Here is a 20,584-nt window from a genome sequence, read left to right on the forward strand (position 1 = left end):
ACGCAGACCATACCCATATGTAGCTGTATGCAGAAGGCTCGGCACCGAAAGTTATTTGCCGCATGACACGCATCTCTGCGGTGTCTTCGCCGGAATCGCCGGTGTACCAACGGTTTCCGGCCACCGAACCCGACACGAACCCGATCGTGGTACCCCGCGGCGTGTCGTCGACGCGCCAGGTTCCGCGGCATGTTCAACGTTCACAATCTGCACATAAATGGCAGCTGCCTGTGGCTCCGACGTGCACGGGAAGCGGTGGATGCTCGGGGGTGGCCACCCCGGTGACGGCGGGCGTGTTCACCGCGGGCGTGCACGGGCCGAGTCGGTGTCCGGCGGCTCGTTCGACGTCGACGCGCTGTTCGGCACGTTCGCGGCGCGGTCCCGCCAACTCGTCGACCGTCCCGAGAACGACGACTCGCTGTTCGCGCCGCGCTCATCGACAACGGGCTGCCTCGCCGCAGTCGGTGCGCCGGTGGGGCGTCGTGACCGGCGCGGCGGGCAGGTCGGCGGAACCCGCGGCGGCCGAAGGGAACCGTGCCGCGGCGTGGCTGCCGGGAAATCCTTGCGGTAGAAGGGTTTCATCGGCCGTGCGGACGGCGCTCCGGTACGAGGGGCTGAGGTGTTCGTGCAGCATCACCCAGGCGCCGTCGCGGCGTACGAGGACGTTGGTGCCGCGGCCGGCGCCGGTCCGCGGCACGCCGTCGACCAGGCCGCGCCAGGCGAAGCGGTACCGGCAGACCGCGGTGTCCGGTGTCTGTACGACCCATTCGACGTCGCTGATCTCGTACACCTCGTCGTGGATCGTGGCGAAGGTGCGCGCGATCGCCGCCGCGATCGCCGGCACGCCACGGAACGAGCCGTCGCTGAACCAGTACGTGGCGTCGGCGGCGATGTGCGGCACGATCCGGTCGATGTCGTGGCTGTTCGTCGCCCGTACGTAGGCGGCGAGGAACGACGCGGCCCCGGTGTCCGGCACGGCAACCTCCAACGTCGGCGGGTGGGCCGCCAGCGTACGACCCGCATCCGACGGTTTCGCGTCGCGCCGCCCCCGCCCGGCCCGGTCGGTGCCGAGCGTGGCGCGGAGGGCAGCGCGGGCGGAAGCGTTGGCCCGCAAGGGAACGGGACGGGTCAGCGGCGGCGCGCGGTGACCAGCGCGCACCCCAGGTACTCGCCGGCGTCGGCGGTGAGCATGTCGATGACGCGCCGGGCGTCGGCGCCGCCCGTACCGTGTTCGGCGACGGCGCGGGTCCACAGCAGCCCAGTCGCGCCAGCCGTCGGGTTGGTGTCGCGCCGAGGTGACGTCGACGAGTCCGGTGATCTCCCACTGGAAGCGCCACCAGGCGGCGGTGTGCCAGGCGATCGCCTCCCAGCCGACGACGGCCCGGATGTGCGGCGGCACCGCACCCATCTCGCGTACTTCCCGGGTCAGGGCCGGGGTCGCCATCCCGAGCTGGCCGCCGGGGCGCAGAAACCGTACCAGGTAAGGAAGGTAGCCGTCGGCGGTGCCGAAGTACTCGAAGGCGTCGATGCTCACGACGGCGTCGAAGGCGCCCTCGTCGAACGGCAGGGTGTGCGCTTCCGCGCGGACGGCCTCGACCCGGTCGCCGACGCCGGCCGCGGCGAACACGGCGGCGGCCTCCTCGGGGGCGATCCACCAGTCGGCGGCCACGACCCGCACCCCGTACTCGCGGGCCAGGAACACGGAGGTGGCGCCGCGGCCGGAGCCGAGGTCGAGTACCCGCATGCCGGGTCGGAGGTCGAGGTCGGCGGCCAGGTCCTCCAGTAGCCACAAGGGATTCGGCCCCATGTCGAGCGACAGCAGCCAGCCGGGGTCGTACCGGGCGGAGCGCGGGAAGCGGTCCGGGCGTACGAGGTCGGTCAGGGCGGTCATGTCGGGAAGCCAAGCGTGCCGCGCGCCCGCCCACCACCGGTTTTCGCGTCGCCGTGCCCGGCCGGCCACCGCCGCGACCCGTACGATGCGGTGCTGTGGACGAGGAGTCGGCGCCGCGCGGGCGGGTGTGGGCGTGGGTGCTGCTGGCGGCGGGCGGGGTACTGGGCGCGGTCGCCGGCGCGGTCTGGGAACTGCTGACCGAGCACGCGCACGACCACTGCGCGGTGGCCGACGCGCAGAACCCGGAGAGCTACTGCGCGCTGGGGTTCTTCGTGGCCACGCTGCCGGTGATGGTGCTGGCGGCGGGCGTCGCGGTGGGCCTGGCGACGTGGATCCTGCTGGCGGCGGTACGGCTCCGGCCCCGGGCGGGCCTCGTGCTGCTCGCCTTCGTCCTGACGCTCGTCGGCGGCGCCGTCTTCGCGTGGGCGGGGTCGTTCGCGCTGGAGCATCCGAGCCCGTGGCGGATCCTCGCGCCCACCCTCGTACTCGGGGCCGGGATGGGCGGTCTCGCCGCGCTCTCCGGCGTGCGCCGTACGGAGTGACGCTCAGTCGAGGGTGGCGAGGGCGCGCTCGGCCGCGTCGAACGCCTGGTGGTACGCGCGCACGCTGCCGGCGGTGATCGTGTCGGGGTCCGTGCCGGCCATGGCCCGGGTGGCGGCGGTGAGGTAGACGGACCGGTGCGCGGCCAGCACGTACGCCCCGGCGAGGCGCGCGCGGAGCCCGTGCGGGTCGATGCCCTCGGCCTCCGCGTACAGCCGGGCGACGAGGTCCTCCAGGTCCTGGACGACCTCGCGGACCCGGGCCCGCAGCGCGGCCGAGGCGGTCACGGTCCGCCAGAACGACGCGTACCGGGGCTCGGCGTACCCGCTGACCGGGTTCTTCGCCTTCAGCAGCGCCAGGTACATGTCGCGCAGGGCGCGCAGCACGCTCGATCCGGCGGGACGGTCGCGCACGGCCGTCGTGATCATCTCGCCGAGGGGCGCCAGCCGGTCGAGGAACAGGTCCTCCTTGCGCGGGAAGTAGTTGAACACCGTCTTGGTGGACACGTCCGCGGCGCGGGCCACCTCGGCGACGGTCACCTGGTCGAACCCGCGTTCGAGGAAGAGACCCGACGCCAGGTCGGAGATCTGCTGCCGCGTCGCGCGCTTCTTCCGCTCCCGCAGGCCGGGTTCGTCGCTCATGCCGACACTCTACTTGCTAAAAACTTTTAGTGACAGTACTTTTTCACTCGACGTACTGATCGGGGAGGACGACATGACCGAACACGTGGACGTGGTGGTGGCCGGCGGTGGGCCGGTCGGGCTGATGCTCGCCGTCGAGCTGCGGCTCGCAGGTGTCGCGGTGACGGTGCTGGAGCGCCGCACGGACATCGACCCGACGATCAAGGCCGGTTCGCTGAACTCGCCGACCATCCAGGCGCTGTACCGGCGGGGCATGCTGCCCGAGCTGGAGGCGGCGCGGGACGAGAACATGCGGCAGTTCGCGGCGTTCGCGGCGCAGCGCAGCGGTGGCGGCGGGCCGGCGATCCCGCGGTTCGCCGGCCACTTCGGCGGCGTGATGCTCGACCGGGACACCATCGACCAGGACGATCCGGTCCTCGTCGAGCAGGCGCACCTCGGCACCCTCGGCCTGGTCAGCCAGCAGCAGTTCGAGTCAATGCTGGAACGGCGCGCCCGGGACCTCGGCGTCGACGTACGGCGTGGCGTCACGCTCACCGGGTTCCACGACACCGGCGACGGCGTCACCGTCGACACCGACTCCGGTACGGTCACCGCCGGGTGGCTGGTCGGCTGCGACGGCGGCCGCAGCCTCGTACGCAAGCAGGCCGGGTTCGACTTCCCGGGCACGGCACCGGAGATCACGGCGTACCAGGCGATGGCGACGTTGCGCGGCACCGAGGCGCTGGAGGTCGGCTGGCACGTCACCGACACCGGTGTGTACGCGTACGGGCCGCATCCGGGACGGATCCTCGTCGCCGAGTTCGACGGCGCGCCGCGCGACCGGACCGAGCCGGTCACCCCCGCCGAACTCCAGGCCGCCGTACGCCGGGTCACCGGTGTCGACGTCGGCGTGGACGCGATCACCAGCGCGACCCGGTTCACCGACAACGCGCGCCAGGCCACCGAGTACCGGAAGGGGCGGGTGTTGCTGGCGGGGGACGCGGCGCACGTGCACTCGCCGTTCGGCGGGCAGGGGCTGAACCTGGGCGTCGGCGACGCGGTGAACCTGGGCTGGAAGCTCGCCGCGACGGTACGCGGGTGGGCGCCGGACGGGCTGCTGGACACGTACACGGCGGAGCGGCATCCGGTGGGGGAGTGGGTGCTGGACTGGACCCGCGCGCAGATCGCCATCATGCGGCCGGATCCGCACGCGCGCGCCATTCGCGCGGTGGTCGCCGACCTCGCCTCCCGCGGCGACGGCGCGACGTACCTCGCCACCCGGATCTCCGGCGTCTGGCAGCGGTACGACCTGCCCGGCGAGCATCCGCTCGTCGGCCGCAGCGCACCGGACCTGGCGTTCGCGGACGGCAGCCGGCTCGCCGACCACCTGCACGACGGTCGCGCGCTGCTGGTGGACCTGCGCGACGACGCCGGCCTTCGGCGCAGCGCCGACGGGTACGCCGACCGGCTCACCGTGCTCACCGCGACGGCCGACGACACCGACCTGCGCGCGCTGCTCGTCCGGCCCGACGGGTACGTGGCGTGGGCGGCGACGGACGCCGCGGACACCGGGCCCGACAAGTACCTGGGGCTGTGGTTGGGCGCGCCGGTCGGCGACTGAGCGGTGCCGGCGCCGTGTCGTCGTCGGGTCAGCCGGCGGCGGCGCGGGCGGCGGCGGCCGCGTCCAGCAGGTGCTGCTCGGCCTCGGCACTCAGCGACGTACGCAGCAGCGTGCCTTCGAAGTGGTACGGCGCCATCGCGGCCAGTACCTTGTCCTCGGTCATCTGGTCGACGAGCAGGAACAGCGCGGCGCTGCCCGGTTGCAGCCGCGCGCCGACGTCGCGCATGAACGCGTCGTCCACGCCGGTGTCGGCGAGCTTGCCGGTGAGCGCGCCGCCGGCGGCGCCGACCGCCATCCCGAACAGCGGGGCGAAGAACAGCAGGCCGATCAGCCCGCCCCACATCGCGCCGCCCGCGGCACCCCGGCCCGGTCCGCCGCGCAGCTGGTGCAGCTTGATGCTGCCGTCGTGGCGTGCCTCCACGATGACCGCGTCGGAGAGGGAGATCAGCCCCTCGCGCTGGAGTCCCAGGATCCTGTCCCGGGCCATGTCCGCGGTCGCCACGTCCCGGTATCCGATCGCCACCAGATCGCTCATGACTTCCCCCGTCTCCCCGTACGGTGCCGCGTACGCGCAGGTGAGCGGGCGTACGGGTGCGGCGGCCGTACGGTCGCGACGCTACGCGCGCTCGCCGCGCCCGGGTACCTGCCGAACGACCGTGCACCGGTCGGCCGCGCGTCGGCGCCGACCGGTACGTACGGGGCGGGCCGGGACGGCGTATGCGGCTCCGTGGGTGTGTCTGTCACCCGGACGGGCATCACCCGGTGCGGGTGGTCCCGCCGCCGTACGGGCCGGGCCAGGCTGACGGTGGGTGCCGCGACCCGGCGGCGCCGAGTCAGCGTGGAGGCGAGGATGGACACCTACCCCGCGATCGAGAACCACGGGTTGATCGGCGACCTGCAGACGGCGGCGCTGGTGTCGTCGGACGGCACGATCGACTGGTTCTGCGCGCCCCGGTTCGACTCGCCGAGCATCTTCGGCGCGTTGCTGGACCGCGAGCGCGGCGGGTACTTCCGCATCACGCCGGAGGGTACGGATTTCGTCAGCAAGCAGCTCTACCTGCCCGGCACCGCGATCCTGGTGACCCGGTTCCTGAGTACCGACGGGGTGGGCGAGGTGGTCGACTTCATGCCGATCGCCGGCGACCGCGCGACCGATCGGCACCGCCTGGTACGGATGGTCCGGGTGGTACGCGGGCAGATGCGCTTCCGGATGGAGTGCCACCCCAAGTTCGACTACGGGCGGACCGGCTGCACGGGGCGCATCACCGAGGACGGCGCCGTCCTGTCCGGCGCGGGCACGACCCTGAACGTCAGCGCCGCGCGCCGCGAGGACCGGCTCGTACGACCCGAGGACGTGCGGCTGACCGACGAGGGACTCACCGCGTTCGTGACGTTGTCGGCGGGGGAGATCGGCGGGATGGTCGTGGAGACCGCGCCGGACGGGCCGCCGCGGATCGTGCCGCCGGACCGGTTGGCCGAGCTGTTCCGCGAGACCCGGGACTTCTGGCGCTCCTGGATCGGCCGCTGCACGTACGCCGGGCGGTGGCGGGAGATGGTGGAACGCTCGGCGATGACCCTCAAACTCATGACGTACGCACCGAGCGGCGCGCTGGTCGCCGCGCCCACCGCCGGGCTGCCCGAACAGATCGGCGGCGAACGCAACTGGGACTACCGGTTCACCTGGGTCCGCGACGCCTCCTTCTCCGTGTACGCCCTGCTGGGGCTCGGATTCACCGACGAGGCGCGCGCCTTCATGGGTTGGCTCAACGACCGGGTCGGGCAGGTGCACTCGGGCTCGGCGCCGCTACAGATCATGTACCGCGTGGACGGGTCACCGGACCTCGACGAGGAGATCCTCGACCACCTGGCCGGCTACCGCGACTCCCGCCCGGTACGGATCGGCAACGGTGCGGCGGGCCAGCTCCAGCTCGACATCTTCGGCGAGGCCATGGACTCGGTGTACCTGGCGGACACGCACGGCCTGGAGGTCTCGTACGACGGGTGGCGGCGGCTCGTCGACCTGACCGGCTGGCTGTGCGAGCACTGGGACCAGCCGGACGACGGGATCTGGGAGACCCGCGGCGGCCGGCAGCACTTCACGTACGGACGGCTGATGTCGTGGGTGGCGTTCGACCGGGCGGTACGGCTCGCGGACCGGCGCGGCCGTCCCGGCGACGTGGCACGCTGGTCCGCCATGCGCGACGCGGTGTACCAGCAGGTGATGGACCGCGGCTTCGACGAGAAGCGGCAGGCGTTCGTGCAGCACTACGACACCGACGTACTGGACGCGTCGCTGCTGTACATGCCGCTGGTGGGGTTCGTGTCGCCGGCGGACCCGCGGTGGCGGTCGACGCTCGCGGCGATGGACGAGGAGCTGGTGTCCGACAGCCTCGTCTACCGGTACGACCCGGCGGCGTCACCGGACGGCCTGCGCGGCTCCGAGGGCACCTTCAGCATCTGCACCTTCTGGTACGTCGACGCGCTGGCCCGGTCCGGGCGGCTCGACGACGCCCGGCTGACGTTCGAGAAGATGCTCACGTACGCCAGCCCGCTCGGCCTGTACTCCGAGGAGATCGCGCCGACCGGCGAGCAGATCGGCAACTTCCCGCAGGCGTTCAGCCACCTGTCGCTGATCAGCGCCGCCGTCAACCTCGACTACCAGCTCGACCACGGCGCCGGTCAGGTCGGCGCGGTACTCGACCGCGCGCTGCGCGGGGTGGTCTGATCGCTCGTCCCGCCGCCCGCCGGTGCGGGCTGGCGGGGCAGCAACAGCGCCGCGACCAGGCCGAGCGCCGCGATCACGGCCAGCGCCACCAGCGACAGCAGGAACGGCCGGCCGCCCGGTACGGCCGCGGCCACCAGGATCGAGCCGGCGAACGCGGTGCCCATCGAGGAGCCCAGGTTGGAGACGCTGCGCGACAGTCCGGAGATCTCGCCCTGGTCCGGTTCCGGGAACGCCGACTGCACCACGTTCACCGACGACGTGAGCATCACGCCGATGCCCAGCCCCATCAGCAACAACCCGGGGATGAAACTGAGTACGCCGGAGTCGTCGCGGACGAACACCGGCAGCAGGATCATCCCGACCGTCGTCACCGTGAAGCCGATCCGGATCAGGAACCGCTGCGAGCGGCGCTGCGCCAGCCGGCCGGCCGCCGCCGACGCCAGCAGGATGCCGATCGTGGCCGGGGTGAGCATCAGGCCGGTCCGGATCGCGTCGTAGTGGCGGACCTGCTGGAGGAACACCGAGATCACGAAGAACGAGCCCTGCATGGTCAGCCACTGCACGTTCTGCGTGACCAGGCCGAGGTTCGACGTCCGGTTCCGGAACAACCGCAACGGTACGAGCGGCTCCCGGCCGCGGCGTTCCCGGCGCCGCACGTACAGCACGAAGGCGGCGAGCAGGATCGCGCCGACGCCGATGTACAGCCAGATCGGGGAGACGCCACCCTTCGGGATGACGACCGTGCCGCCGACCGTGAAGTCCTTGCGCGACACGAACCAGCCGTACGTGCTGGAGCGCAGGATGCCGAGGACGACGAAGAACAGTCCGGCCGCGGAGAGTACGGCGCCGACGACGTCGAACCGGGGGCGCGGCGACGCCGGCCGCTCGTCGGTGATCCGCAGCGCCAGCACCGCGACGACCGCGACGACCAGTACCTGCAGGCCGAACGCCGCGCGCCAGCTCACCGCGCTCGTCAGCAGCCCGCCGATCAGCGGACCGGCCGCGGCGCCCAGCCCGGCCGCGCCGCTCACCGCGCCGAAGTACTTGGCGCGCGACTTCGTGTCCCGGAACTTGACGGTGATCAGGATGTAGATCGGCGGGATCAGCAGCGCCGACCCGACGCCCTCCAGTACCGAGTAGCCGACGACCATCGCGGTGAGGCCCTGCGCGAGCAGCGCGATCACGGCGCCGACGCCGTACACGGTGAGGCCGGCGAGGAAACAGACCTTGCGGCCGAGGATGTCGGTCAGCTTGCTGCCCGGGATCATCAGCGCGGCCATCGTCAGGGTGAACAACGTGATGGTCGTCTGCATCCCGGCCACGGTCGTACCGATGTCGTCGGCGATCGTACTGATCGCCACGTTCATGTTCGTGCCGGCGTAGCTCGCGATGAACTGCGCGAGGACGAGCGGCAGCACCAGCGACCAGGCCGAGGTACGCCCGGCCGCGGGTGCCGCCGCTCCGCCGGATACCGCCGCCGTCATCGTCGACTGCCGGCGGGCCGGTCAGCTCATCGGTGACTGCGGACGGCCACCCGGTGCGTCGGCCGGCCGCGTTTCGGTCTCGGCGGGCCGGGGCGCCGGGGCGTCCATGCGGGCCGAGGTCGACGTACCCTGCTGACCCGCCATCGGCCAGCGTTCGGCATCCCCCACCGCGGTCGTCGTACCCATGCGCTCCTCGCGCCGGGCGCCCGACCCGACCGTGGCCAGCGACCAGATCACGAACGCGTCCAGCGCGATCATGACCAGCGACCAGAACGGGTAGTACGGGATGAAGAAGAAGTTGGCGATGGCCGAGAGGCTGGCGAGCACGATGCCCGCGCCCCGCGCCCACACCGACTGGTTCACGAACAGGAAGACACCGGTGAGCACGGCGACTGCGCCGATGGCCAGGTGGATCCAGCCCCAGGCCGTCGTGTTGAAGTGGTACAGGTAGTTGGGCGCGACGACGTAGAAACTGCCCCGGGCGATACCCTCGATGCCCTGCAGCACCTGGAACACGCCGACGATGAGCAGCATGGTGGCGGCGAAGACCGTTCCGCCCGCCGCCCACGACCGCGCGGCGTTCCGTTGACTCATGGCTGTGGACTCCTCCCACGTACGACGGTGCCGCCGAACCGGCACCCGGCGTCGCCGTGCCCCGGACGGCACCCCACCACCGTCCCGAACCGTGGCCGCGCGGACCTCACCCGGCGGGGGTGAACCGGCCCCGGGACCGGCTCACCCGGGCGGGGTGACGACAGCGCGGCCCGGCGTACGGAGGCTGGAACACGACGCCGAGGAGGGAGACACCCATGACCACCGACATGGCCCCGGAGCAGATGCTCGGTGCCGTCGCCCGCGGGGACGGCCCGGTGCTGGAGACCCTGGCCCAGATGCAGTACGACACCCTCGGCCGTTCGGGCCTCCCCGAACGGACCTACCACCTGGTACGCATCGCGGCACTCGCGGCGATGGGCGCGCCGCCCGCGTCGTACCTGGTGAATCTCGCCATGGCGAGCCGGGCGGGGGTGACGGTGGCCGACATCCAGGGCGTACTGACCGCCGTGGCGCCGATCGTCGGTGGCCCGCGCGTGGTGGCCGCCGCCGGTGCGTCGTTGCAGGCGATCGGCGTCGGCGACGACGGCAGCCCCGCGGAGTGAGGCCCGCCGACGTCAGTCGGAAACCGTGAGATCCACCAACCCGTCCGGATCCGTGCGGTCGACCGGCCCGTCGCAGGCCGGCGGTCGTACGGGATCCGGCGGGCCGTCGAGGTCGGCAAAGTCCGGCCACGCCGGGCTGTCCGGGAGCGCGTCGGGTACCGCGAAGTCCGGCCCCGCCGGGGCGTCCGGGAGCCCGTCGGGGTCACCGGTGCCGGACGGGCGGAGGAGGCCGAGCAGCCGGCCCCGCCGGATCGCCTCGCGCCGGCTGCTGACGGCGAGCTTGCGGTAGAGGCTCTTCAGGTGCGCCTTGACGGTGTTCACGCTGATGTGCAGGTCCCCGGCGATCTCGTCGTTGCTGCTCATGGTCGGCAGGTAGCGCAGCACGGTCAGTTCGCGGTCGGTCAGCGGCTCGGCGAGGCGTTCGGCGGGCGGGGCGGCCTGGTCGGTCAACACCATCTCCGCGAACGCCGCGTGCGTGCCGAGGACCCGCTGCTGCCGCCGGATCAGCGGTGCCAACCGGTTCCCCGCGGTACGGAACGGGTGGCTGAGGCGGTCGGGCGCGGCGAGTTCCAGGGCGCGGTCGACGGCTTCGACGGCGACGCCGTCCTGCCGTAGCGCGTCCGCGGCGAGCGCGGTGATCAGCGACTCCTCGACGGCGGCGGCCCGGCCGCGGTCGGGGGAGCGGCCCAGCGGGGCCACGCGGGCGCGCGCGCCCGCCGGGTGCCGCAGCGCCAGATCGGCCCAACCGAGCCAGATCCGCTCCCAGACGCCCGGGTCGGGGTCGGCGCGCAGGTGTTCGAGTACGGTGTCGGGCGCGCCGGCGGCGAGTTCCGCCTCGGCCTCGGCGCCCGCCAGCCATTCGGTGAGCAGCGCGGGCAGCCGGTTCCCGCTGTCGGCCCGCAGTTCGGCCAGGATCCGGCGGGCCGCGGCGGCGTCCCCGGCCTGTACGCGCAGCCGCGCCTCGGCGAGGCGTACGGCCCGGTCGAGGGTGCGGTCCGCGCCGGCCGCGGCGGACGCCCCGGCGCGGGCCAGGTGCCGGGCGGCGACGTGCGGATGATCCTGCTGTAGTTCGGCGAGCGCCAGCGCGAGGAACGCCCCCGCCGCGTACGGTTCCACCGCGCGGCCCTGGCGTTCGGCGGCCAGTACGGTCGAGCGGGCGCGGCGGGTGCCGGACCGCAGCTCGCCGCGTACCACGTCGATGACGGCGCGGTGCGCGTCGGCGCTCACCGCGGCCAGGTCCAGCCGGTGGTGGCCGGCGGCGGTCGCGGCGTCGCGCAGGCTCGCGTCCGCGGCGGCCATCCCGCCCTGCCACAGCTGGGCGCGGCCGAGGTTCCACCGCGCCAGCGCCCGGTACTCGGCGGCCGCCGGCAGTCCCGGCCTCGCGTCCGGCCCGGCCAGCGACAGCACCCGGGACGCCCCGGTACGGGCCGCGCGGACCGCGCCGGTGGAGCCGGCCGCGATCGCGTCGACCAGCGACAGCCCGATGTCGGCCGCGTCGCGCAGACCCGCCGGTACGCCCGGCAGCGTCGCCCGGGCGCGGCGCAGGTGCGCGCGGGCCCGGGCGAAGTCGTGCCGCTGTACGGCTGCGACCGCGGCGCAGGTCAGCGTCACCAGCGACGGCGCGTCGTCGGCCGCGTCGGCGAGCGGCCGTACGGTGTCGGCGAGTTGCGCGCCCTCCGCGGACAGCAGGCGCGGCAGCGCGAGCGTGAACAGTACCCGCGCCACCTCGTCGGTGTCGCCGGACCGTACCGCGTGCCACAGCGCGGTCACCGGCGCCCGGTGCGCGCCGTACCAGCGGGCCGCCCGGCGGTGCGCGTCGAGCGCCCCGGCCGGGTCCTCGGCCCGCAGCCGGTGGTACAGGTACTCGCGGAGCAGCGGATGGTAGTCGTACGGCCGGCCCCACGGGTCCGCCGCGGAGACGAGCCGGTTGCCGGCGGTCAGGTCCGTCAGCAGTCGCCGCCCCTCGGGCTGCCCGGACACGGCCGCGGCGAGCGGCCCGCTCAACGGTTCCGCCACGCTCGTCCGCAACAGGAACGACCGCACCGGCGGCGGCAGCGGGGCCAGTACCTCCCCGGCGAGGTAGTCGGCCACGGCCGGTGACTCGCCGGAGAACCGGGCGAGGCCGGTCGCCGGGTCGGCCGGGTCCACCGACATCGCGGCGAGCCGCAACCCCGCGGCCCACCCGCCGGTACGGGCCAGCAGCCGGTCGGTCTGCCCGGCATCCAGCCGCAGCCCGTGCGCGGACAGCAGGCGGCCGGCCTCGGCGCGGTCGAACCGCAGGTCCGGCGCGTGGATCTCGCCGAGCAGCCCGTCGAGCCGCAGCCGGTGCAGCCGCAACCCCGGATCCGCCCGACCGAGCAGTACCAGGCGCATCGCGGGCGGCGGCTGGGTGAGCAGCGCGTCGAGCCGGGCCAGTACGGAGGGGTCGTGCAGTTCGTGGATGCCGTCGAGGACCAGCACGATCGGCGTGGTCAGGTCGTACAGCAGGGCGTGGATGCGGTCGATGTGCCGCTCCGTCCCCCCGTCCGCGTACTCCAGCGGACGCGGCCCGCCGTCGCCGAGCGGTACGCCGGTCCAGCGGAGCGCGGCGAGGACGTCGGACCAGAAGGTCGCCGGGTCGGCGTCCGTACGGTCCAGGGTGAGCCAGCCGACGGTGCCCGGCGCCGCGCCCGCCTCGGCCCATGCCGCGACCAGCGCCGTCTTGCCCTCGCCCGGCCCGGCCGTGACCAGCGTCGTACCGGCGTCGGTCAGGTCGGTCAGCCGGCGCTCCAGCCGCGGCCGGGAGACGAGTACGGCCGGCCGCCGCGGCACGGTCAGCCGTGCCACCAGCGCCGGCGCCACGCCGACCGGAAGTGCCGTCCCGGGTGGCCGACGGTACGTGTCGACGCTCGCCACCACCCGGGGTTCCACCACGCGTGTCATCCACCGAGTCCAGATGAGGTGTCGGGACGGACCTACGAGAACGAGCCTACGAACACGGCGGACGAGGTGCCCGGGTACGCGGCGGCACGGGCACCTTATGGCTGTTCGGCCGAGCAGTACGGTCGGCGCATCGGCGTCCCGGTCCGGCCGATGGGTGGACCGGGGCTCGTCCGGCGGACCAGCACCAGGCGGCTCAACCCGGCCCGAACCGGTCGCCGGGCGCCTGGTAGTCCATCAACCGGACCTTCTCCCGCGCGAACTCGGCGTCCGTCAGCAGCCCGTCGTTGCGGGCCTGCCCGAGCCGCGTCAGCAGGGTCAGCCGGGCGTCCGTGGTGACGAGCTCGTCGACGGTACCGCCGGCTCCGGTGCCGGTCGCGCCGCTCAGCGTCCGGGTCTCCGGGCTGGCGATGTCGGCCACGCCCCGCGGACGGTCCGGCGCGGGCGCCGAGGCGCCACCCACCGACCCGGGCTCCGCGGCGCCACCCACCGACCCGGGCTCCGTCGTACCGCCCGCGGCGATCCCGGCGGGCATGGCACCCGCCACCGCGGCCGTACGGTCGCCGGACGGTCCGCCGTCCCCGCTCGGCGCGGCACCGACGGTCGTCTCACCCGGTACGGTGCCGCCGCGCGCCGCGACGACCTGGACCAGCCGCAGCACTCCGAGGTACAGGGCGACGATCGCGACGGTCCAGAGAAGTACGGAGAGGGTGGGGTGCGGCCAGATCAGCAGTACCAGCAGGCCGACCACGACACCCGCCCAGCGCCACGCGGCCGGACCGGCGTTGATCGCGGCGGCCGTACCGGAGAGCCGGCGCGGCAGGTCGAGCCCGTCGACGAACGCGCCGACCCACACCGCGAACCGCCGGTACCAGGGTGGGCGCGGCCCGGTCACGTCCGCCGTCGCCACCTCCGTCGACGCGGCGCCGGTCGTCGCGGCGTGCCGGCGGCCGCGGCCGATCGCGGCACGGCTCGCGGCGGCCGCGCGCCGCAGCGCGGACACCACGTGCAGCCGGCCCCACAGCGACACGACGACCGTCAGTACCACCATGATCAGGAACAGCCAGAGGGTCCAGGCGCGCAGGCTGTTGGCGACGATGTCGTACACGGCGCCGACGGCGTCCCGGCCGCCGGGTTGCGCCCGACCGACCACGATCGGCCGCGCGACGGTGATGCCGAGTGCCAGGATCAGGGCGCCGATGCCGGTCCACACCGCCCACGCCCGCAACGTACGACGGCGGCGGTGCGACACGACCAGCGCGCCGGCGAGCGCGCCCGCGGCGACGAGCCCCAGCCACAGCCACAGCCGCTTCAGCAGGTCGAGCGCCGAGTACAGCTGCGGGGCCTGGCTCTTCTGCAGCACCGTGATGCCGACGTTGCTCGGGATCAGCGACAGGATCTGGCCCACCACACCGGATTTCGCCGACGCGGGTAGCGCCGCCTTGGCGTCCCCGATGCTGAACCTGATGTCCTGCCCGGCGACGAGCTGGCTGTGCGCGTTCGTCAGCGCCGTCCGTACCACCTGGTCGAACGCGGCGGACGTGAGCACCGTACGGACACCGGTGGTGAGCAACGACTGCACGCCGTTCACGATCGACGGCTTGAACTGCTGCAGCGCCGGCGGCAGCTTCTGCACCGTCTGGTTGATCGCGGTCTGCACCCGGGGTCGCGCCATGATCGCCGTGACCACCTGGTCGGTGACCCGCGCCTGCACCGCCTTGTCCTGCATGACCTGCTGGGTCGTACTCACGAACACGCCCGTGTTGACCACGTGCCGCCGGGTCCACAGCGACGTACTGCTCAGGATCAGCGCCAGCACACTGACCGCGACGAGAATTCCGACCGCCCAGCGTCGCATCAGACACCTCCCGGCAAGTCCGGACCGCCCACGCGCACGGCAGACCCGTTCGTACCGTCGATGCTGCGCGGCGGGGGTGCGGCCGCTCATCACCCGGTACGGGTGACTCGCCGCCGCGAGGAGTGCCGTACTCCCGGAACCGGTGCCAGTCGGAGCGTCCGCACCGGGTACTCCCACTCGGCCGCCACGCCCGGCCCCTCTCGTACCCCGACTGTCGGACATGACGCATTATTCACGGCCCCGGCCGCCCGGACCCGGAAACGCCTGTGCGCAGCGGAAAGTACGCCGCGCCGGCCGGGCTCGCCTCCCGCTGCCCGACCCGGCGGCGTGACCGGGCGGCTGATCACCGCCGGCGCCGGGACCGCTTCAGTAGCAACGATCTCCGCTGCCCAGTGATCGGCGCGCGGCGCGGTCGCCGGGTTTGCGTCGATGGGCGGGTGCGGCTTCGGGCCCGAAGGCCGACGGCGACGCGGCCGGTCGTACTCGGACGACGCTCGGATCGCTTGCGCCGCAACGAATCCGTCAGGCGGCGGGGAAGGCGTGGGCGTTGCGGGCGCACCAGTCGGCGAAGGTACGGGGCGCGCGGCCGAGGATGCGCCGCACCGTGTCGCTGCGTACCCCGACGGTGTCGGCGCGCATCAGCCGCAGTCCCTCGACGAGCGCCTCGGCGAGTGCCGGCGGCGCGCCGTGCGGGTACCGGAAGCGCACCGCGTCGGCCGGGTCGTCCACCGGCCGTACGGTGAGGTCGCGGCCGACCGCCGCCGACAGGATCCGCACCTGCTCGGCCACGGTGAGCGTCTCCGCGCCGCTCAGCAGGTACTCGCGGTGCTCGTGCCCGTCGCCGGTCAGTACGTGTGCGGCGACGGCGGCGATGTCGGCGGGGTCGACCGGCGCGGCGCGGCCGGGGCCGACCGGGTCGAGGACGTACCCGCCGGCGCGGATGGTGGGCAGCCAGTCGAGTGCGTTGCTGGTGAACCCGGTGGGCCGCAGGATCGTGGCGGGGATGCCGCTGGCGCGGACCATGCGTTCGCGTTCGCGGTGCCAGCGACCCATCGCGGGCACCGGATCGCCGAGCGCCGCGTACGAGGAGACGAGCACGACGTGCCGTACGCCGGCAGCCGTGGCCGCGTCGAGCGCGTGCCGCGTGTGCTCCAGCCCGGTCCCCGGTACGAGCAGGAACAGTCGCTCGACGCCGTCGAGCGCGGGGGCCAGCGTGGCGGGGGAGTCGAGGTCTCCGACGACGCGTACGGCCCGGTCCGGCAGGTCGGTGGCGCGGGCCGGATCGCGCACCAGGATCCGGAACGTGGCGCGCCGGGCGTCGAGTTCGCGGACGAGTTCGCGGCCGATGTGTCCGGTGGCGCCGGTGATCAGTAGCATGGGACTCCGCAATGTCGTTTACCGGTTAACGTTCGAGGCGAAACGTTAACCGGTAAACGATCAGTCGTCAACCGGCGCCGGCCGGCCCGCGTACCCGGAGGACCGCGATGCCCGAACTCCTCGACCTGCACGGCAGGACGAACAAGGCGGTCCGCGCCGCGGCCGACGCCGCGCTCCGCCGCCACGGGCTGCGCCTCGGGCAGGACCATCTGCTCGCCGCCCTCTGGGACCGCGACGGCCGTACGCCGGGCGAGATCGCCGCCGCCGCGAACGTCACCACCCCCGCCGTCACGAAGCTCGCCGCCCGCCTCGCCGACGCGGGCCTGCTCACCCGCCGACGCGACGAGACCGACCAGCGCCTCGTACGGCTCTGGCTCACCGACGCCGGCCGCGCCCTCCAGGCCCCCGTCGAGGCCGAGCGCCGCCTCCTGGAGGAGCGGGTCACCGCGCAGCTCACCGCGACCGAACGCCGGCACCTGCGCAGCGCGCTCGCGAAGATCCACCGGTCCGCGACCGACCTGCTCGGCGGTGACGTCCCCGACGCCTGATCCGGCTCCGTTGAGCCGATCCGTACCCGTGTCGTCGGTGTCGCGTCGCTGCTCGTGGCTCGCACGGGGCGCGCCGCCGGACGGCGCTCGGGACGGGTCGGTCGCCGGGCCGCCGACCCCGAACGTGATCGGTGCACAACTGCCCGGGATCTGCCGACCCGATGCGGCGCCGGCCGCCGAGGGGACGACCGGCGCCGCCCACCGGACTCAGCCGCGGTACGTCTCCCACAGCCGCAGCCACACCTCGCTGATCGTCGGGTACGCCGGGACCGCGTGCCACAGCCGCGCGACCGGTACCTCGGCGACCACCGCGACGGTGGCCGAGTGCAGCAGTTCGGACACGCCGGCGCCGACGAACGTGACGCCCAGCAGTACCTCGCGGTCCAGGTCGACGACGGCGCGCGCCCGGCCGCGGTAGTCGTCGGCGTACAGGCTGGCGCCGGCCACGGAACCCAGGTCGTAGTCGACCGCGCGGACCCGGTGCCCCGCCGCCCGAGCCTCCTCGTACGTGCGCCCGACGGCGGCGACCTCCGGGTCGGTGAACACCACCTGCGGCACCGCGTACCGGTCGGCGGTGGCGACGCTGCGGCCCCAGTCGGTGGTGTCCAGCGCGCGGCCGGCGGCCCGGTCGGCGATCACCGCCCCGAACACCCGCCCCTGGTACTTGCCCTGGTGCGTCAGCAGGGCGCGGCCGTTGACGTCGCCCGCCGCGTACAGCCAGCCGCCGGGGACGCCGGTCGCCGCGCCGGTGTCGTCCACCTCGACGGGGCGGCCCGGCGTCAGCCCCACGGTGTCCAGCCCGATGTCGGCGGTGGCCGGCGTACGCCCGGTCGCGAACAGCACCTCGTCGGCCTCCACCGTCCCGTCCCCGGTGGTCAGCGTGACCGTGCCGCCGTCGCGGTGGACCTTCGTCACGGAGACGCCGAAACGTACGTCGACGCCGCTGTCGCGCAGGCTGTCCGCGACCAGGTCGCCGGCGAACGGCTCCAGCTTCGGCAGCAGCCGGGCCCCGCGTACCAGCAGGGTCACCTCGCTGCCCAGGGCGCGCCACGCGGTGGCCATCTCGACCGCGACGACGCCGCCGCCCACCACGGCCAGCCGGCCCGGCACCGCTTTGGCGCTGGTCGCCTCGCGGCTGGTCCACACCCGCGCGTCGGCGATCCCGGGCAGATCCGGCACCGCGGCCCGGGTACCGGTGCACACGGCGACCGCGTGCCGCGCGGTCAGTACCCGGTGGGTGCCGTCGGCGGCCTCGACCACCACGCGGCGCTCGCCGTCGAGCCGACCGTGCCCGCGAACGAGGGTGAGGCCGGCGCTCGCCACCCAGTCGGCCTGACCGTCGTCCTTCCAGTGCGACGCGAACGCGTCCCGCCGGGCCAGTACGGCCGCGGCGTCGAGCGGACCGGTGACGGCCTCGCGGGCGCCGGCCACCCGGGTCGCCTCGGCCCGCGCCGCCGCCGGCCGCAGCAGCGCCTTGCTGGGCATGCACGCCCAGTACGAGCACTCGCCGCCGACCAGTTCGGACTCGACGACGGCGACGCTCAGGCCACCGGCGTGCGCCCGTTCGGCGAGGTTCTCGCCCGTCGGACCCGCCCCCAGTACCACCAGATCGAACTCGTCCACCCGCTTCTCCTCACGCCACCCCGACGCCGCCGGACCCGACGGCGGTACGGCGTCGAGTGTCGCTCACCGGCCGGCGGCCGCGTGGAACCGGTCGGCGAGCGCGCCGATGCGGTCGGCCAGTTCGGGCGGGTCGAGCACGGTGAACGGCACGTCCATCAGCGCGACCCAGACGGCGATCTCGTCGAGCCGGTCCGCACCGCACAGCAGTACGCAGTTCCGCGCGTCGACGGGCTCCACCGTCGCCACCGTCGGCGGCATGTGCTCGGTCACCACCTCCGCCGGCGCCTGGACCGCCAGCCGCGCCCGGTACCGGTACGGCGCGCTGGAGATCGCCCGGGAGGTGTACGCGGCGAGGTCGTCGTCGGGCGGGTCGCGCGGGGCGAAGCGCGGCCCGTTCGGGGTGCGCAACCGCAGCCGGTCGACCCGGTACGTCCGCCAGTCGTGCCGGTCGGTGTCCCAGGCCACCAGGTACCAGCGGCGCCCGGAATGCACCAGCCGGTACGGTTCCGCGGCGCGCCGGCTGTCCCGGCCCCCGTGCGAGGTGTAGTCGAACCGCAGTACCTCGTGGTCGCGGCAGGCCGCGGCGATCGCGCCGAGCACGTCCGGATCCACCGGTACGGTCGCCGCCGGCAGGGCGACGGTCATCGAGCCGAGCGCCTGCACGCGCCGGCGGAGCCGCGCCGGGAGTACCCGTTCGAGCTTGGCGAGGGCACGGACGGAGGTCTCCTCGATGCCGGCGACCGTACCGCCGGCCGCGGTGCGCAGGCCCACCGCGACGGCGACCGCCTCGTCGTCGTCCAGCAGCAGCGGCGGCAGGTCGGACCCGGCGCCCAGCCGGTAGCCGGGCGTACCGGGGGTCGCGTGCACCGGGTATCCCAGCTCCCGCAGCCGGTCCACGTCGCGCCGTACGGTCCGGGTGGTGACGCCGAGCCGCTCCGCCAGCTCCGTACCGGAGCGGTCGCGGTGCGCCTGGAGCAGGGACAGCAGCCGGAGCAGCCGGGCCGAGGTCTCCATCATGGCGACCATTCTGTCGGCCAGCTAGGACTTGGGTTGTCCTAACCGGCTTCTAGCGTGGTGGGCATGGCTGAGATCAACCCGTTCCGCATCGACGTTCCGCAGGCCGACCTCGACGACCTGCACGACCGGCTGGCGCGTACCCGGTGGCCCGACGAACTGCCCGGCGTCGGCTGGTCGTACGGCGTGCCGACCTCGTACGCCCGGCGGTTGGCGGAACACTGGCGCACCCGGTACGACTGGCGCGCGCACGAGGCGGCGCTCAACGCGTTCCCGCAGTTCACCACGGAGATCGACGGGCAGAACATCCACTTCCTGCACGTCCGTTCGGCCGAGCCGGGTGCGCTGCCGCTGATCGTCACGCACGGCTGGCCCGGCTCGGTCGCCGAGTTCACGAAGGTCGTCGGGCCGCTGACCGACCCGGTGGCGTACGGCGGGTCGGCGGCGGACGCGTTCGACGTGGTGGTGCCGTCGATCCCCGGGTTCGGTTTCTCCGGGCCGACCACCGAACCCGGCTGGGACCTGGACCGGGTCGCGCGGGCGTGGGCCGAGCTGATGTCCCGGCTCGGCTACGAGCGCTACGGCGCGCAGGGCGGGGACAGCGGCGCCGTCATCTCCCCGGCGCTCGGCCGCGTCGCCCCCGACCGCGTGGCGGGCGTGCACGTCAACGGCGGGCTCGGGTTTCCCAGCGGCGACCCGGCCGAGTTCGCCGGCCTCACCCCGGCGGAACTGGCCCGGCTCGGGCAGTACCAGGACCAGGACCGCGCCGGGTACGCGATGATCCAGTCGACCCGGCCGCAGACGTTGGCGTACGGGCTGCACGACTCGCCGGCCGCGCAGCTCGCGTGGATCGCCGAGAAGTTCCGGGAGTGGACCGACCCGGCGCGCGAGCTGCCCGAGGACGCCGTCGACCTCGACCAGCTGCTCACCGACGTCAGCATCTACTGGTTCACCGGTACCGCCGCGTCGTCGTCCCGGCTGTACAAGGAGACGCAGCGGGCGTGGGGCGCGCCGGTGGAGTACTCGGGGGTGCCGCACGGGGTGGCGGTGTTCCCCGGTGACCCCGGCGTACGGCGGATCGCCGAGCGGGAGCACAAGGTCGTGCACTGGTCGGAGTACGACCGGGGCGGGCACTTCGCGGCGATGGAGGCGCCGGACCTCTTCGTCGAGGACGTGCGCGCCTTCTTCCGCCTCGTCCGGTGACGCG

16 protein-coding genes are annotated in these 20,584 nt (G+C 73.9%); 6 read left to right on the plus strand and 10 right to left on the minus strand.

What is annotated here, in order from left to right; all coding sequences use genetic code 11:
• Positions 1–433: 433 nt before the first annotated feature.
• Positions 434–1,891, minus strand: a complete 1,458-nt coding sequence (locus tag Aru02nite_RS35005; RefSeq protein ID WP_203664806.1) for a methyltransferase domain-containing protein — start codon at positions 1,889–1,891, stop codon at positions 434–436.
• A gap of 95 nt (positions 1,892–1,986) precedes the next feature.
• Between Aru02nite_RS35005 and Aru02nite_RS35010 the strand changes: the two genes are divergently transcribed.
• Positions 1,987–2,433 carry a hypothetical protein gene (locus Aru02nite_RS35010; protein WP_203664808.1) on the plus strand — a complete coding sequence of 149 codons (447 nt, stop codon included), beginning with the start codon at positions 1,987–1,989 and terminating at the stop codon, positions 2,431–2,433.
• A gap of 3 nt (positions 2,434–2,436) precedes the next feature.
• Here the strand turns inward: Aru02nite_RS35010 and Aru02nite_RS35015 are convergent, their stop codons facing one another.
• On the minus strand, positions 2,437–3,072 hold the full coding sequence (locus Aru02nite_RS35015) for a TetR/AcrR family transcriptional regulator (RefSeq protein ID WP_203664809.1): 636 nt from the start codon (positions 3,070–3,072) through the stop codon (positions 2,437–2,439).
• Between Aru02nite_RS35015 and Aru02nite_RS35020 the strand changes: the two genes are divergently transcribed.
• A complete protein-coding gene (locus tag Aru02nite_RS35020) occupies positions 3,071–4,672 on the plus strand; it encodes an FAD-dependent oxidoreductase (RefSeq protein WP_239077153.1) in 1,602 nt (533 codons plus the stop codon). The genes Aru02nite_RS35015 and Aru02nite_RS35020 overlap by 2 nt on opposite strands.
• 28 nt (positions 4,673–4,700) lie before the next feature.
• Here Aru02nite_RS35020 and Aru02nite_RS35025 read toward each other — a convergent pair whose 3' ends face one another.
• Entirely contained in the window at positions 4,701–5,207 is a 507-nt protein-coding gene (locus tag Aru02nite_RS35025) for a DUF1269 domain-containing protein (RefSeq protein WP_203664811.1), read from the minus strand.
• Positions 5,208–5,522: 315 nt separating this feature from the next.
• Between Aru02nite_RS35025 and Aru02nite_RS35030 the strand changes: the two genes are divergently transcribed.
• A complete protein-coding gene (locus tag Aru02nite_RS35030; RefSeq protein ID WP_203664813.1) occupies positions 5,523–7,397 on the plus strand; it encodes a glycoside hydrolase family 15 protein in 1,875 nt (624 codons plus the stop codon).
• On the opposite strand, the gene Aru02nite_RS35035 is transcribed toward Aru02nite_RS35030, so the two are convergent.
• Positions 7,352–8,881, minus strand: a complete 1,530-nt coding sequence (locus Aru02nite_RS35035; RefSeq protein WP_203664814.1) for an MFS transporter — start codon at positions 8,879–8,881, stop codon at positions 7,352–7,354. The two genes, Aru02nite_RS35030 and Aru02nite_RS35035, sit on opposite strands and share 46 nt — an antisense overlap.
• A gap of 21 nt (positions 8,882–8,902) precedes the next feature.
• A complete protein-coding gene (locus Aru02nite_RS35040; protein ID WP_203664815.1) occupies positions 8,903–9,475 on the minus strand; it encodes a DUF7144 family membrane protein in 573 nt (190 codons plus the stop codon).
• A gap of 215 nt (positions 9,476–9,690) precedes the next feature.
• On the opposite strand from Aru02nite_RS35040, the gene Aru02nite_RS35045 reads away from it, so the two are divergent.
• A complete protein-coding gene (locus Aru02nite_RS35045; protein WP_203664816.1) occupies positions 9,691–10,038 on the plus strand; it encodes a carboxymuconolactone decarboxylase family protein in 348 nt (115 codons plus the stop codon).
• A 12-nt stretch (positions 10,039–10,050) separates the two neighbouring features.
• Here Aru02nite_RS35045 and Aru02nite_RS35050 read toward each other — a convergent pair whose 3' ends face one another.
• From Aru02nite_RS35050 to Aru02nite_RS35060, 3 genes are all read right to left on the minus strand, one after another.
• Positions 10,051–12,960, minus strand: a complete 2,910-nt coding sequence (locus tag Aru02nite_RS35050) for a winged helix-turn-helix domain-containing protein (protein ID WP_203664817.1) — start codon at positions 12,958–12,960, stop codon at positions 10,051–10,053.
• 193 nt (positions 12,961–13,153) lie between these two features.
• A complete protein-coding gene (locus Aru02nite_RS35055) occupies positions 13,154–14,815 on the minus strand; it encodes a hypothetical protein (RefSeq protein WP_203664818.1) in 1,662 nt (553 codons plus the stop codon).
• Positions 14,816–15,337: 522 nt separating this feature from the next.
• On the minus strand, positions 15,338–16,192 hold the full coding sequence (locus Aru02nite_RS35060) for an SDR family oxidoreductase (RefSeq protein ID WP_203664819.1): 855 nt from the start codon (positions 16,190–16,192) through the stop codon (positions 15,338–15,340).
• Between the two features lie 107 nt (positions 16,193–16,299).
• Here Aru02nite_RS35060 and Aru02nite_RS35065 point away from each other — a divergent pair, with 107 nt between their 5' ends.
• Complete coding sequence (locus Aru02nite_RS35065) at positions 16,300–16,740, plus strand: MarR family winged helix-turn-helix transcriptional regulator (RefSeq protein ID WP_203664821.1); 441 nt, start codon at positions 16,300–16,302, stop codon at positions 16,738–16,740.
• A gap of 207 nt (positions 16,741–16,947) precedes the next feature.
• Here the strand turns inward: Aru02nite_RS35065 and Aru02nite_RS35070 are convergent, their stop codons facing one another.
• Together Aru02nite_RS35070 and Aru02nite_RS35075 are read right to left on the minus strand one after the other, a co-directional pair.
• Positions 16,948–18,363 (minus strand): dihydrolipoyl dehydrogenase family protein, encoded by a 1,416-nt coding sequence (locus Aru02nite_RS35070; protein WP_203664823.1) that lies wholly within the window; start codon positions 18,361–18,363, stop codon positions 16,948–16,950.
• Positions 18,364–18,426: 63 nt separating this feature from the next.
• Positions 18,427–19,380 carry a helix-turn-helix transcriptional regulator gene (locus tag Aru02nite_RS35075; protein ID WP_203664825.1) on the minus strand — a complete coding sequence of 318 codons (954 nt, stop codon included), beginning with the start codon at positions 19,378–19,380 and terminating at the stop codon, positions 18,427–18,429.
• A 72-nt stretch (positions 19,381–19,452) separates the two neighbouring features.
• On the opposite strand from Aru02nite_RS35075, the gene Aru02nite_RS35080 reads away from it, so the two are divergent.
• Positions 19,453–20,580, plus strand: a complete 1,128-nt coding sequence (locus Aru02nite_RS35080; RefSeq protein WP_203664898.1) for an epoxide hydrolase family protein — start codon at positions 19,453–19,455, stop codon at positions 20,578–20,580.
• The last annotated feature ends 4 nt before the right edge of the window (positions 20,581–20,584 follow it).

Source organism: Actinocatenispora rupis, assembly GCF_016861975.1.
Classification (GTDB): domain Bacteria; phylum Actinomycetota; class Actinomycetes; order Mycobacteriales; family Micromonosporaceae; genus Actinocatenispora; species Actinocatenispora rupis.